General features: G+C 41.6%; 14 protein-coding genes and 1 pseudogene. 14 read left to right on the forward strand and 1 reads right to left on the reverse strand.

The genetic code is table 11. The features are described from left to right. Positions 1-389: 389 nt before the first annotated feature. Together ACH8E3_RS07515 and ACH8E3_RS07520 are read left to right on the forward strand one after the other, a co-directional pair. Positions 390-626, forward strand: a complete 237-nt coding sequence (locus ACH8E3_RS07515) for a hypothetical protein (RefSeq protein ID WP_458632005.1) — start codon at positions 390-392, stop codon at positions 624-626. Positions 627-669: 43 nt separating this feature from the next. Then, a complete protein-coding gene (locus tag ACH8E3_RS07520; protein ID WP_458632110.1) occupies positions 670-1,797 on the forward strand; it encodes an NAD(P)/FAD-dependent oxidoreductase in 1,128 nt (375 codons plus the stop codon). Between the two features lie 212 nt (positions 1,798-2,009). On the opposite strand, the gene ACH8E3_RS07525 is transcribed toward ACH8E3_RS07520, so the two are convergent. Then, entirely contained in the window at positions 2,010-2,900 is an 891-nt protein-coding gene (locus tag ACH8E3_RS07525) for an AraC family transcriptional regulator (RefSeq protein WP_458632006.1), read from the reverse strand. Between the two features lie 206 nt (positions 2,901-3,106). On the opposite strand from ACH8E3_RS07525, the gene ACH8E3_RS07530 reads away from it, so the two are divergent. The 12 genes and pseudogenes from ACH8E3_RS07530 to ACH8E3_RS07585 all read left to right on the forward strand — a co-directional run bounded on the left by ACH8E3_RS07530 (position 3,107) and on the right by ACH8E3_RS07585 (position 14,817). Next, positions 3,107-4,057, forward strand: a complete 951-nt coding sequence (locus tag ACH8E3_RS07530; RefSeq protein ID WP_458632007.1) for an ROK family protein — start codon at positions 3,107-3,109, stop codon at positions 4,055-4,057. Then, positions 4,050-5,798, forward strand: a complete 1,749-nt coding sequence (locus ACH8E3_RS07535) for a class I mannose-6-phosphate isomerase (RefSeq protein WP_458632008.1) — start codon at positions 4,050-4,052, stop codon at positions 5,796-5,798. Before ACH8E3_RS07530 ends, ACH8E3_RS07535 begins: the two co-directional genes overlap by 8 nt. Before the next feature lie 224 nt (positions 5,799-6,022). Beyond that, complete coding sequence (locus ACH8E3_RS07540) at positions 6,023-7,183, forward strand: amidohydrolase (protein ID WP_458632009.1); 1,161 nt, start codon at positions 6,023-6,025, stop codon at positions 7,181-7,183. Positions 7,184-7,210: 27 nt separating this feature from the next. After that, complete coding sequence (locus ACH8E3_RS07545) at positions 7,211-8,254, forward strand: methionine ABC transporter ATP-binding protein (RefSeq protein ID WP_458632010.1); 1,044 nt, start codon at positions 7,211-7,213, stop codon at positions 8,252-8,254. Then, complete coding sequence (locus ACH8E3_RS07550) at positions 8,229-8,888, forward strand: methionine ABC transporter permease (protein ID WP_458632011.1); 660 nt, start codon at positions 8,229-8,231, stop codon at positions 8,886-8,888. Before ACH8E3_RS07545 ends, ACH8E3_RS07550 begins: the two co-directional genes overlap by 26 nt. Before the next feature lie 30 nt (positions 8,889-8,918). After that, positions 8,919-9,938: a uroporphyrinogen decarboxylase family protein gene (locus tag ACH8E3_RS07555; protein ID WP_458632012.1), complete on the forward strand. Its 1,020-nt coding sequence runs from the start codon at positions 8,919-8,921 to the stop codon at positions 9,936-9,938. Positions 9,939-9,949: 11 nt separating this feature from the next. Then, positions 9,950-10,777, forward strand: coding sequence for a MetQ/NlpA family ABC transporter substrate-binding protein (locus ACH8E3_RS07560; RefSeq protein ID WP_458632013.1), 828 nt, complete (start codon positions 9,950-9,952; stop codon positions 10,775-10,777). 17 nt (positions 10,778-10,794) lie between these two features. Next, entirely contained in the window at positions 10,795-11,601 is an 807-nt protein-coding gene (proC, locus tag ACH8E3_RS07565; protein ID WP_458632014.1) for a pyrroline-5-carboxylate reductase, read from the forward strand. A gap of 2 nt (positions 11,602-11,603) precedes the next feature. After that, positions 11,604-12,368, forward strand: coding sequence for a VOC family protein (locus ACH8E3_RS07570; protein ID WP_458632015.1), 765 nt, complete (start codon positions 11,604-11,606; stop codon positions 12,366-12,368). Positions 12,369-12,446: 78 nt separating this feature from the next. After that, a pseudogene (locus ACH8E3_RS07575) lies at positions 12,447-12,530 on the forward strand (AAA family ATPase); the annotation flags it as partial. A gap of 208 nt (positions 12,531-12,738) precedes the next feature. After that, positions 12,739-13,404 carry a response regulator transcription factor gene (locus ACH8E3_RS07580; RefSeq protein ID WP_458632016.1) on the forward strand — a complete coding sequence of 222 codons (666 nt, stop codon included), beginning with the start codon at positions 12,739-12,741 and terminating at the stop codon, positions 13,402-13,404. 3 nt (positions 13,405-13,407) lie between these two features. Further along, positions 13,408-14,817, forward strand: coding sequence for an ATP-binding protein (locus ACH8E3_RS07585; RefSeq protein ID WP_458632017.1), 1,410 nt, complete (start codon positions 13,408-13,410; stop codon positions 14,815-14,817). The last annotated feature ends 9 nt before the right edge of the window (positions 14,818-14,826 follow it).

Here is a 14,826-nt window from a genome sequence, read left to right on the forward strand (position 1 = left end):
TCCCATACAAAAAAAGGGGCCCCTAGCCATTTTCATGACTTATGGGACAGCCCCTATTTCATCTTGTTCGCCATTCCGCTTGCCATTGGTTCGCTTGTATACCTTTTTACAGATGTACTATTGCACCGAAAATATAGTCTCTAGTTCAGGGATATATTCCTTGACCATACGACGAACCTGATATATACCAACCTTGCAGATGGGGTTCTTGAAATTCACGAAAGAAAAAGGATATAAAGAACAAGTGCCAGACTACAACTTTTCGTAGTCTGGCACTTTATTTGTAGGAGCATATCGTATAAGATTGTTCACACTGAGCACTCCACACATACGGAGTGCGTTGCAGTACTTTTACTATAATTTCACTAACACTACTAGGAGGAACACATATGTCTAGAACATATTCACGTACGTATATTGAGAATGTCAAGCTTGAAATGATGAATAGATTAGGATTAAAGCAGGTGTTTTATAAGGAACAACTGGGTGATGGCTTAATTTTTGAAGCGGTGGGATTTGATAGAAGAACACAACATCGATTTTGTTTTAGACCGAAAACGGGAACAATTGATGAATTTGTTTCAGGAAAATGGATGAAAGTGCGTAATTTTATAATAAAAGGTTGAGTCTGAGAAAATGAGAACATCGACTACAGAAAGGAGTGAAATCATCATGAAGGTCATTGTCATTGGAGCGGGAATTGCTGGAGCTTCGACCGCATACCAATTGGCTAAGCAGGGAGTAGATGTCCTCATCATCGATCGGAAAGATGAAGGACAGGCTACGGATGCAGCTGCTGGCATTATTTGTCCCTGGCTGTCGCAGCGGCGCAATCAGGCTTGGTATCGGCTTGCGAAAGCTGGAGCGCGTTATTACCCTGTGCTCATTGAAGAGCTTGAAAAAGAAGGGGAAACCGAAACCGGCTATGCCAAGGTCGGTGCCCTCAGTATACATATGGATCCGGAGAAGATCGACAAAATGGAAGAGCGAGCCTACAAGCGTATAGAAGACGCGCCAGAAATCGGTGAGATTACCCGGCTTGATGAACATAGGACCCGTGGGCTCTTCCCGCTGCTCGAGGAAGGATATTCTTCCATTCATATTAGTGGGGCTGCGCGTGTTGATGGCCGAGCGTTGCGTGATGCTTTGCTTCGATCTGCCCAAAGGAACGGGGCTGAACTTATATATGGGGATGCTAAGCTAGAATTTCAATCCAACCGTGTAACGGGCGTAACGGTTGGGGCGAATCGCTATCCGGCTGATATCGTTATCGTATGTGCAGGGGCTTGGGCGCAACCGTTGCTAGAACCTTTAGGCATTGATTTCAAGGTAACTAATCAGAAAGCGCAAATCATGCACTTGCAGATTCCAGATACCAATCAAAATACTGGCAACTGGCCGGTCGTTATGCCACCTTCTGATCAATACCTGCTCGCCTTTGAACAGCAGAGAATCGTGGTAGGGGCGACGCATGAAAATAATGTTGAAGGCTACGATACGAGGATTACGCCCGGAGGAATGCACGAAATCTTGAGCAAATGTCTTACATTCGCATCTGATCTGGCGGAGAGTACGTTCCAGGAAGTGAGGGTGGGCTTCCGTCCTTTTACAGCCGACTTTCTTCCGGTCTTAGGCGCCATTCCAGCTTGGGAAGGACTTCTTACGGTAAACGGTCTAGGTGCCTCCGGATTAACGATGGGCCCTTATATCGGAGTTCAGTTGGCTAAGTTAGCACTTGGAATGGAATTAGATATCGATCTAACCGATTATGACATTCGTAAAGCGATCTTGACGTAAAACCATATATAAAGAATAACCGCACCATGATTTTGATAATAGAGGACTGAATCAATGGACATACAGCGTGCATACCAATACAGCTCCTGCGATAAATCGCAGGAACGCCTACGGAGACGTTAATCGAATTTGAGACTTAAAAACAAATGATAAAATGATGATATCCTTTTTAGATCGCTAGCTTAGATGAGGGCGGTCTATTTTCATTTCTTTTACTGATACTGTTGATTGAATCTCTTTTTGAATTCGCCTGGTGGAATGCCCATCTCATCTGTGAATACGCTGGTGAAATAGTGAACTGTATTAAATCCTAAAATGACCGAAATTTCTTTAATGGTAAGGTCAGCATCTGTAAGCAGCATGCTGGCTTTTCTGATTCTTTCTTTTTTGACATAGCTTGAAAAGGATTGACCGAGCTCTTGTTGACATATACGTGACAAATGTCTTCCTGAAATGTGAATATAGTTGGCTACCTCATCTAATTTTAACGGTCGAGATAGGTTGTCATGGATGTATAGCTTTGCACGGTACATTAAAGAGGAGTAAATGGTATATTCTTTATTTGGTTTATCACTAGGAAGTGGTGGAGTAAATTGTCCAATGACACTTGAGTAAAAGGAAGAACACAAGCCTTGCATGCCACCATTAAACCATATATACGAATTACAGGACATGGTGAGTAAGGATGTCCACAGCTTAACGACGGGTGTCTGTTCTGCATCTTTTATAAAGAAACGTTCCGTTTTTTCAAGTCGGGCGAAAAGCTCAATCAACTTTGCTGTTGAGTTATCTTTATGGAGTTCAAAGGCGACGAATATGATTTCGAGCCCAGCCTCGCTTAAAATTTGGTGTTCAACGAATGGGCGGGAAAGGAAGAGTGTTCCACTTCGCAGCGGAAAAGATTGCTTGTCATCTTGGTACACTCCCTCGCCATTAACGATATAGCACATTTCAAAGAAGGAATGTTCGTGTGGCTTATTATTATAATGATTAGGATGGGCGCCCCAATAGTGAACTAATATAGAAGCATCGGATCCATTAATTTGCGTCACTTCTTTATTCAGTACCATGGAGCCATCTGCAAATAAATGAGTCCATTCCATACCGGTCACCTGCCTTAATAAATGAAATGAACTAACGATGAATTCGCCTTTATAGTAGCATATATTAACACGAGCGTGTATCTCATGTCCTTATTTTATAAACTTGTGACTGAATTTTAAAAAGACGATAACAATAACTCTGATTATACTGAAATTATGAATCAATGAAGTTAGGCACTTGGCCGAGAAGGATGTGAACACGACGCATGAACGAATATTCGATTGCTTTTGATGTAGGAGGATTATTTATTAAATCCGCAATTTCAAATAATGAAGGAGGGATCGTCCCTAATTCTTATGCCGTTTATCCCGCAAAATCAAAAGAAACCAAGAATGAGATCATCGATCACTTAGTTAATATTATTAAGCAGCAAGCGAATAGCATTTTGGATCCTCATTTTGAAATTACGGGTGTGGGGTATGCTTTTCCAGGTCCGTTCGATTACGACAATGGTATAAGCTACATTAAGGATGTTGATAAATTCGAGTATTTGTATGGAGAGAACGTTCACGAACTTATCATTAACCGCCTGCGTGACGAGGCTTCTTTCAGTACAAAATTAAGCGATCGATTTCAAATTGTCTTTGGCAACGATGCAAGTTTATTTGCTTTAGGTGAACGCTTATCAGGCAAGGCGATGCATTACAACAGATGTATTTTCATAACGATCGGAACGGGCGCTGGTTCAGCATTTATGAACAATGGAGAGTTAGTAACAGATCAAGAAGATGTACCGCCAAACGGTTGGCTTTATAATCAGGAGTTCGGGGATTCGATCGTCGATGACTATATTTCCAAACGAGGTATTATTAATCTGGCACGTGATTTGGGGATTCATATGGTAGATGATGAGGTCAAAACGCTTGCGGATATGGCTAGAGCGGAAGACCCGAAAGCTATTTTGTTATTTCAAACGTTTGGTCGGACGATTGGTAAAGCTTTGAATAGGAATATCCAAATCTTTAAGCCAGATGCGATTATCTTTGGAGGTCAAATTACAAAGTGCCATGATTTATTTATCGATGGTATTCGAGAAACACTTCATAATAAAACACTTCCACTCGAGTTCTCAAGTGATACATCACTTAGCACATTTAAAGGCGCATCGGTTTTGCTACAACACAAAGATCATGAAAGGTGGGAATCAATTGACTAATTTCGACTTTTATCCAGAAACTGTAGTAACGGGTGCACATAACAATGCTTGGCAAGGTTATAGCCATATTCAACAAGAGCTTCAAACAGCGATCGAGAGATTAGGGAAGACGAAAACAATAGTAGTGATTGACTGTTATCCTGGTGTGAGAATGGAAGAGCTACAATCTAATCTTATCTCAGCTATGCGGGCGGCTCATACGGTGTATGCTGATGACTTATATTATTCGAATGAGAAAGTAACAGAAATGATTCAGTTTAACTTAACAGAGGATCGTGTATTTGGAAGAATGGCGCTTCATAACTTCAGTGATTTTCTAGATGCTAAGCTTATTGAAGAGGCAAGAGATGCGATTACTAACATTGATCAAGGATTAGTTATTGTTTATGGCGTCGGTGCTAGCCTAGTCTGTGAACCAGATCTACTCATTTATGCGGATATGGCCAGATGGGAAATTACGACAAGATATAATAATAACGCCATTTCCAATTGGAAAGCGGACAATCGTAACGAGGATGCTGTTCGGAAAATTAAGCGGGGCTACTTTTTCGAATGGAGAGTCGCGGATCGCCATAAGCGTAAACTGTTCGAGAAGATCGACTATCTTTTGGATACGAATCAAGACAATGACCCTAAGCTGGTTGACGGGACAAGCTATTTGGCTGGTCTTGAACAAACGGTGAATCAGCCGTTTAGAGTTGTTCCATACTTCGCTCCAGGAGTTTGGGGTGGTCAGTGGATGAAAGAAAAGCTGGGCCTTGATCCATCGGTGAAAAATTATGCTTGGAGCTTTAATGGTGTGCCTGAAGAAAATAGTCTCTTTCTGAAATATGGCGATGTACGTGTCGAGGTACCTGCAATGAACGCCGTATTTAGACATCCTGCACCTTTATTAGGGGAAGCGGTTTATGGGCGATTTGGGGCGGAATTCCCCATTCGATTTAACTTCCTAGATACGTTTGAAGGACAAAATCTAAGCCTACAAGTTCACCCTACCGTTGAGTATGTACAGCAGACATTCGGTGTCCATTATACGCAGGATGAAAGCTATTATGTGATGGATGCAGGGGAAGGCGCAACGGTTTATATGGGTACAAAAAATGATATCAACCGCAATGATATGATCGCAGATTTGGAGAAATCCTATGCAGACGGCAGTCATTTCGATGATGAGAAGTATATCAATCAATTTCCAGCTAAAAAGCATGATCATTTCCTGATCCCAGCAGGAACGATTCATTCGCAAGGTACGAATTCATTAGTTCTAGAAATTAGTTCAACGCCCAACTACTTCACGTTTAAGCTATGGGATTGGGGAAGACTTGGCATGGATGGGCTGCCGAGACCAGTCCACTTGGAGCATGGTTTTAATACGATCCAATGGGAGCGAGATCAGACTTGGGTAGAGCAGAACATCGTTAATCGTGTCGAAAAGGTTGCTGATGGAGAAGGCTGGGTCGAAGAAAGAACCGGCTTACATGAACGGCAGTTTATAGAAACTAGAAGGCATTGGTTCTCGAGCCCAGTTACCCATCATACGGATGGTGGCGTCAACGTCCTTATCTTAATTGAGGGAGAAGAGGCGATCATCGAAAGTACGACAGATGCATTTAAGCCATTCATTCTTCACTACGCTGAGACGATTATCATACCAGCAATTGTTGGCGAATATCGGATAAGTCCTCATGGGAATAGTGTCGGCAAAGAAATCGGCACAATGAAGGCTTACGTTAGAACTTAAAACAAAGTAACATAAGATGTTTTTTGGATTCATGAAATGAACTTTATCAAAAAGGGCGTATTTCCATGTCAGATTTGAATGGGAATACGCCTTTTTTTTATGCCGAGAGTACATTTGTTTTTAATTCCGACTTTACGGGGCGGATTAATTTGAATATAGTATTGAAAAGATTAATTGGGATTGAAGAAAATTTGGAAGCATAACGAAAGGGGCGTATTTCACCTATGAATCCACTAAATGAGGTTGATCAAGCTTTAGAAAATCAACTAATAGACGTTCGAAGAAATTTACATCGTGAGCCTGAACTAGCATATGAAGAATTTAAAACGACAGAGAAACTACGGAAATGGCTGACGAATGCCAATATTCATATTCTAGACCTGCCGTTACAAACCGGACTCATCGCAGAAATTGGACAGAGTGACGGCCCCATTGTAGCCATTCGCTGTGATATTGATGCACTTCCGATAGAAGAACAAACTGAATTGCCTTTTGCTTCTGAGATATCTGGGAAAATGCATGCGTGTGGTCACGATTTCCATACGGCTACTATATTGGGGGCTGCCTTCTTATTGAAGGATCGTGAAAGTGAATTGCCTGGAAGAGTTAGAGTATTGTTCCAGCCAGCAGAAGAAACAGGACACGGGGCGGAAAGTGTCTTAGCAACAGGAGGCCTCGAAGATGTTACTGCAATATTTGGGTTACATAATTCACCAGACTTACCTACAGGTGTCTTTGGAACGAGAACGGGAGCTCTAACAGCTGGTGTCGATCGGTTTGAAATAACGGTAAAAGGTGTTGGTACTCATGCTGCTACTCCTGAGAAAGGTGTGGATAGCATTCTCCTTGCGGCTCAAATCATTACAACGTTACAAACCATAGTAAGCCGACAGAACAGTACTATGGAACCGATTGTGTTAATTGTTACCCGAATTAATGGGGGCTTCACGTGGAATGTACTACCAGAAAAGGTTGAATTAGAAGGTACGGTTCGAACTCATAATGAAGAGATTCGCCGCCTCATTCCAATACAAATGACTCGATTAATTGAAGGGATTGCTGCAGCAGCTGGAGCAGAGGCAGAGTTACATTGGTATCCAGGTCCACCAGCAGCTATAAATGATGGCGAATGGGCTGATTTTACGAAAGAAATCGCCTTACATGCCGGATATGAGGTACACGATATCCCACCGCAAATGGGAGGAGAAGACTTCTCATTATATTTACAGCAGATACCGGGTGCCTTTGTAAATATAGGAACCGGTCCTGCCTATGCTTTGCATCATCCTCGATTCGATGTTGATGAGGCTGCGATATTACCAGCTGCTAAATATTTTGCTTCATTGGCAGAACAAGCATTGTTGAAGCTGATAGAGAAAGCTTAATCCTAAATACGACTGGGGGGAATGTAAATGATTGAATTAAAGGATGTTTACAAAACATTCACTCGGAAGGGGATCACTATTGATGCGCTAAAAGGAATCGATTTAAAGGTTGAAAAGGGCGATATATTTGGGGTTATCGGTTATAGTGGTGCGGGGAAAAGCACATTAATTCGGTTAGTCAATTACTTGGAAAGACCCACTAAAGGACAAGTGGTGGTTGCTGGGCGTGATTTAGGAACATACAACGATAAAGAACTACGAGTTGCTAAGAAGAATATAGGTATGATTTTTCAACATTTCAATCTATTAGAATCTAAAAAGGTATTTGATAATGTGGCAATCCCTCTCGTTCTACTAAAAAAGAATAAGAATGAAATACGCCAGCGGGTACTGGAGCTGCTAGAGTTTGTTGGATTAAGTGACAAAGCGGGGAGTTATCCGAGTGAATTATCAGGTGGACAGAAGCAGCGTGTCGGAATTGCTAGAGCGCTTGCCTCGAATCCGTCTATCCTTCTGTGTGATGAAGCGACATCTGCTTTAGATCCACAGACGACACATTCTATTTTACAGCTTTTAAAGAAAATCAATGCTGAATATAACATTACAGTGATGATCATTACACATGAAATGTCTGTCATTCAAGAGATTTGTAACAAGGTGGCGGTGATGGAAGACGGCCGGATTATTGAACAAGGAAGCGTTCTCGAAGTATTCGGACATCCCAAACATCAGGCTACGCAAAATTTTGTGAAGACGGTTATTCAAAATAGCATTACACCAAGCGTGCAAAAATCCATCAAAAAAGAACCCGGAAGTCTGATTTATAAACTTAATTTTGTGGGGGAAAGGGCCTCTGAGCCTATCCTGTTTGAAATGATTCGCTCCTATGATATAAAGGTCAATATTTTATTTGCGAATACGACGGAGATTCAAGAAACAACATTGGGAACAGTGATTATTCAATTCGATGGTGAGACATCAGAAATTAACAATGCTTTATCTTTTTTGACAAAAGGTGGAGTCGGTGTAGAGGAGGTAGAATCTAATGTTTTCGACCACAGTAACAGGTGACCAATTTATGAAGGCGATTATAGAAACGATTCAAATGGTAGGGATTTCCTTGTTTGTGGGCTCTCTGATAGGGATCCCATTTGGAATATTGCTTGTAATCACTCGTCCGGGTGGGGTATTGGAGAACAAAACGCTTTACGCCATAATAAATCCGATTATCAATATCATTCGCTCATTGCCTTTTATTATTTTACTAGTTGCGATTGTGCCTTTCACACGATTGATTGTTCATACTTCGATTGGAACAAACGCAGCAATCGTACCGCTGATTATCTATATCGCACCTTATATAGGACGGTTGGTAGAGAACTCCTTGCTTGAAGTGAACCCAGGAATTCTTGAAGCTGCTGAGGCGATGGGGGCTACTCCATTTCAAGTCATATGGTACTTTTTGTTGCCAGAGGCCGTCGGATCATTAATCCTGTCTTTGACAACGGCAACGATTGGCTTGATAGGTGCAACTGCAATGGCCGGAACGGTAGGGGGCGGCGGCGTCGGAGACTTGGCTATCGTATATGGATACCAACGATTTGACACTGTTGTCGTAGTTGCCACCGTGATTATTCTTATTATTTTAGTGCAAGGTATTCAATCTTTAGGTAACACACTAGCAAGAAAAATTCGCCGTTACTAGTCATTATATAATATGGGAGGAAATCGACAGATGCGTAATTGGAGTAAGCAAGACAGATTTAAAGCGATATTATCCGGAGAAAGGGCGGATCGTCCAATTGTGAGTGGATGGCGCCATTTTATCGACAAAGAACAAAATGCTGATGATTTAGCACAAACTACGATTTCTTTCACGAAAAAATATGATTGGGATTGGGTCAAGATTAATCCAAGAGCGACTTATTTAGCGGAAGCATGGGGTAATCAATACGACTTTACGGATTATCAGACCGTATTTCCGCGGCAGCACACGACTGCTATTGAAGCAGCGGCTAATCTGTGGGACATCGAAGTCAAAAAGGCTATACATACAGCACCTTTGGCAGAGCATTTAGATGCGGTTAGGCAAATTCGTCAAGGGTTACCAGATACCCCTCTAATCCAAACGGTATTTTCACCATTAACTGTGTTGCTATTTATTGTAGGCCGTTCTGCTTATGTTACAAAAACTGTGTTTGGTATTGAGCACCCAGTAACCTTGGAATCCTTGTTTAAGGAACATCGAGCGGCAGCACACCATGCGTTACATGCGATCTCATTAACATTAGCTGATTATGTACAAGAGCTACAGCAAGCAGGTTCTGATGGTTTGTTCTACGCTGTGACGGGTACAGCTCACCCTGGATTATTCGACGAAGCTATGTTTGATGAGTTGTCCAGACCTTATGATTCTATCGTCTTAGAAGCTGCAAGCTATGGCAAAAACATTCTTCATACTTGCGGAGCCTATGCCCAACCTGAGAAATTCAACGATTATCGGATTGATGGGATCAGTTGGGATACTATAGCCGAGGGAAATCCAGGTTTAGATGCAAATCTCAAAGCTACTAAAGTAGGTGGAGTTGATCATGGTTTGTTTGCTGTAAACAATATTGCACAAATCAAGCAGCAGGCCAAAGAAGCATTGACGTTAATGAAAGACCAGCCGTTTATTCTGTCTCCAAATTGCGCGATCCCACTTAATGTGACGGATGAGGCATTGGAACAACTAAAAAAATCTGTATTTGAATAGGAGCAGAAGATATGAAAAAGATAATGATAGTATTAATGATTGGTGTCCTAGCAGTATTAGCAGCTTGTGGTAATAACCAAGAGGATAACTCTGGAGATAAGAAGAAGCTTACCTTTGGATTTGGTGTGGGTACCTATGAAGAACAATTCCGTCAATCGATTCTACCGATCTTAGAGAAACAAGGTTATTCCGTTGAAATCAAAACGTTCTCGCAAAATATGCAAGTCAATCCAGCGATGAAGGAAGGCTCAATTGACGCAAGTATATTCCAAAGTACATCTTATATGGAGGCCCTCAACAAAGAGATTAATGCGGATATGGTAGGAATCGCTTATGTGCCAGGTGCTCCGCAGGGTCTTTATTCCGTAAATCATACGACACTAGACGATGTTAAAGATGGTACAACCGTAGCTGTTCCGAACGATCCGGTGAATCAAGAACGTGCACTGCGTATTATGGAAGAATTGGGTTGGGTCAAAATAAAGGATGGGGCAGGCGTAGCGGATTTTAACATTAACAGTATGGAATCGGATAAATATGATATTGACATAAAAATATTGGACCCGGCTCAAATCCTAGTGTCCCTTCAAGATGTTGATTATGGCGTTGTAAATGGTAATTATATTGCTAATTCGGACAGAAAGATTACGGATGCCTTGAAAATAGAAAATACGCCTATGGAACACAGAATTATAGTGTCTGTTAATAAAAAGGATGAAGACTCTCAGTGGGCCAAAGACTTGAAAGCAGCTTATGAATCCAAAGAGTTTGAAGAATATATTCTTGGAATAAAGAAATACGATGGTTTTATCCTGCCAGAAGCTTGGGACAACAATTAATTAAGGAAGTGAGCAGATTGACAAAAGAAAAGATTCATTTTATTGGTGGAGGACAGATGGCGGAAGCTATCATTCGCGCATGTATATCCAATAACACCCTATCTGTTAACCAAATCAGTGTATCAGACATGAATGAGGTTCGTCTTCAGTTTTTGAATACCAAATACGGAGTAGATACGGGGAGTTCGCAAGAGCATAGCCTGTCTATAGCAGATATGATTGTAGTTGCAGTTCGCCCACAGGATGATTTGACTACACTTGGACAAATCGTACAACAATTTGCTTCATCCACTGCTGCAATCGTATCGATTGTGGCGGGTGTGACGAATGATCAGTTAGCTGGTTATTTCGGATCTAACCGGCCCATTATCCGGGTCATTCCTAATACTTTGACTGATACAGGGTACGGATATAGCGGAGTAGCGTTAAATGCTAACGCTACTCGTGATCAAGTAGAGCCTTTCTTACTTGGATTTGGAAAGGTACAATATTTGGATGAGGCATTAATGGATGTCTTCACCGGATTTGGTGTGGCTGGTCCTAACTATATCTATTATTTCATTGAATCTCTTGTGGATGCAGGTGTGCTTGCCGGACTGCCGCGTGATCAAGCCCGTAGGGTTACACTGGAGAATTTGATGGGATCGGTAGCTATGCTGCAGCAAACAGAGCTACATCCAAGACAGCTCCTTGATATTAATAATTCACCGGGCGGTGTCGGGATGCATGGCTTGTACGAGTTGAACAACAGTGACTTTGCTGCCGGCCTCCAAAGAAGTGTTCTTGCAGCTGTAAAGCGTACTACTGAGTTAGGAGTGAAATAATCATGGCAACGTTGAAATGGGATCATTTAGTACACTATGTCAATGATCTGGCCAAACCGATTGAAATCTTTGGGGATCATGGTTTGGTTGCTTTTAAGGGAGGCTCTCATAAAGATTGGGGAACCTACAATGCCTTAAGTTATTTTGGACTTACCTATCTAGAGTTTCTAGGCATTGAGAATCTTGAATTAGCAAAAGAAACGGAACATAACCTTGTGGTGAAAGACGCGGTAAGACTTCTGCCGGAGCATGAAATTATAAGCAGAGTAGTTATCCGGACGGATGATATTGAGGAAATAGCTATTTCCCTGAAGGTAGCAGGCTTATCATTATCTCCTATCATCAATGGTAACCGTCTGGATAACGAGGGTAGATTAATAGAGTGGCGTATGATGACTATTAATGGCGACTTTCAAGGATTAGTCTATCCTTTCATCATACAATGGAACGCGACAGATGCAGAGAGATTGGAAAGACTGACATCAACTGGAGTCATTCAGCCCCATCCTGCAGGGGATTCTGAAATCGTGAAAGCAGTATTCAAAGTTTCTGATCCAGCAGCTACCGCTAAACATTGGGGAACGATATTCGAAATGCCTGTTGCAGAGTCAGAGGATGATCGGTTCTGCCTTAAGATTGGAGATAAGTCGTTTGATTTCGTACAAGGAGACGAGAACCAATTCAAGCAGGTGATTTTTGAAACGGATTCGATAGCACTAAAAGGGAAAACCATCAAAATAGGTGAAGGTGAGTATGTATTCGTTTAAGGGTGATTCAAATTATTAGAGGCTTCCACGGCTTAATGCCAGCGGGAGTCTTTTTGGTGAGGAGAAAGAGGCCGCTCTTCTCCAGCACGGCAATTAGCATGATTACGTATCATTAAGGATTTAGAAAATGAAGCCCAGTTCATCATAGCAACTCATTCTCCGACGTGGATATAAATTGCATAAACTAAATTATATTAATAAAATATAACAATACATGTATAGTTGTATACATGAGCAACCAACCGTACAATGTTTGATTGATAGATTGGAAAGTATGTTATTGATGAAGACGACATTGGAGGAATCTCAGCCGGAAGCAAGGACGAGCGCTCGGTCTATACTCACTGCAAGCGGAAAAGGGAGGTAAAGTATGAATATACTTATTATTGAAGACGATCCTAGCATCCAGATGTTGCTTAAATTAAGCCTAGAAGTTGAAGGGTATCATCCGAAAGTTGTAGGCACCGTAGCAATGGGATTAATAGAGATTGAGTCTGGTTATGCGGATATTATACTACTGGATATCATGTTGCCTGACCGTTCTGGATTCGAGCTTCTTCAGATACTCCAACGACAATATAGTGCAGTTCCGGTGATCGTTCTCACTGCAAAGAATGCAATGAATGACAAGATATTAGGATTCCAACTTGGAGCCGATGATTATCTAACGAAACCTTTTGAGACACGTGAACTGATTGAACGGATTAAGGCAGTTATGCGGCGGATGAAGGTAGTGGTGTCTACCGAATTCATTCGGATTGGACCTATTGAAATTGACAAGCATGAGCGTTCCTGTAAGATTGCCGATCAACTCCTAAAAATGACTAGTAAAGAATTCGACTTTATGTGGTTGTTATGTGCTAATCCGAAGAGGGTGTTTACGAGAGAGGATTTGCTAGATCAGGTCTGGGGATACGATTATTATGGTAATACACGATCCGTGGATATGATGGTGAATCGTCTTCGAGAGAAAATGAGACCGAATGAACATTTGGTCGCCACCGTACATGGTTCAGGCTATAAGCTGGAGGTATAGCATATGGGGCTGCGCAATAAGATGTTTATCCAACATGCCGTTACAATCGTTATGTTACTCATGGCGATGTATTATATCGTTAATTATACGCTTAACAAAAGTATGATCGAACGTGATACCCAGACGTTAAGTCAGTATTCTGCGTTGCATAGGATTGAGGCCTTGAAGATTGTGAGTGATAAGAAAATCAATATTGAACAATTATTCTCTGGTACGTATGCACCTTTTATTGCCTCACATTTAGCTTCGAACAGCAACTTCCAAGTACAATTGTTCGCATTAGATGAGACGATTGTCGGTAGCAGCAGTGATAAGGAGAATCTGCTCAAACGTAATGATATCAAGATAGCACTTTCTGGGAACACAACGACCGTTATTACCGCTGGAGAAGGTACGCAATATCTTATCTATTCAGTGCCCTTTTGGTATGAGGGGAAGATGGTGGGTGGATTTCGTTATTTATTGGACCTTCAGGAGAATATAGAAACACTTAACAAGATGCGTAGATGGTTTATAGGAGCAGCAATGAGCGGTTTGATTTTTTCGCTTTTGGCCAGCTATTCCTTTTTATCTTTTTTAGTGAAACCTTTGCATGCGTTACAACAGGCACTTAAGTCCGTTTCGATCGGTGATTTTAGTAGAAAGATAGAGATAAGCAGTCAGGATGAAGTAGGGGGATTGGCTAAGGATTTCAACCATATGTCGGATGCGCTGCAACATCACATTGAAATGCTGCATTATGAACAAGGGAAACAGAAGGCCTTTTATGATAACATCACCCATGAGTTAAAGACACCACTCACTTCAATTATCGGATTCTCTGATTTAATTGCAAGAATGAACCGAACGGAAGATATACAAGACTGTAATATTTACATTCGTAGAGAGAGTGCGCGGTTATTAACGATGGTGGATGATCTACTGCATACATCGCTTAAAGGCAAGGAAGCATGGCGTATCGTACTCGTACGTACTGATGTAGGGACCATTATTACTGACAGCTTACGTATTCTTCAACCAACACTCAAGAAATCAACGATAGCTATCACGGTGGAAATCCCATCTTGTGACGTATATCTAGATCCCGAGCGAACACAACAGGTGATATTTAATGTGATTGATAATGCCATTAAGCATAGTGAATGTACACAACTTCATATTGAACTTACGCAGAATGAATACTATGGTCAGGTTCGTATTGTGGATAATGGGAAGGGAATATCGTATCAGGATCAGCAAATGTTATTTCTACCCTCAGATGAAAAACAGGATCGTGTGATCACTAACGAATCTCATGGATTGGGATTGCCCATCTGTAAGCAGTTCATGGAACTGCAGGGGGGGAGCATTGTTATCAACAGTATGGACGGACAAGGGACGGAAGTTCAGCTCAGGTTCCCAGTAAATACATAAATGTAATCG

Source organism: Paenibacillus sp. CMAA1364 (assembly GCF_054373195.1).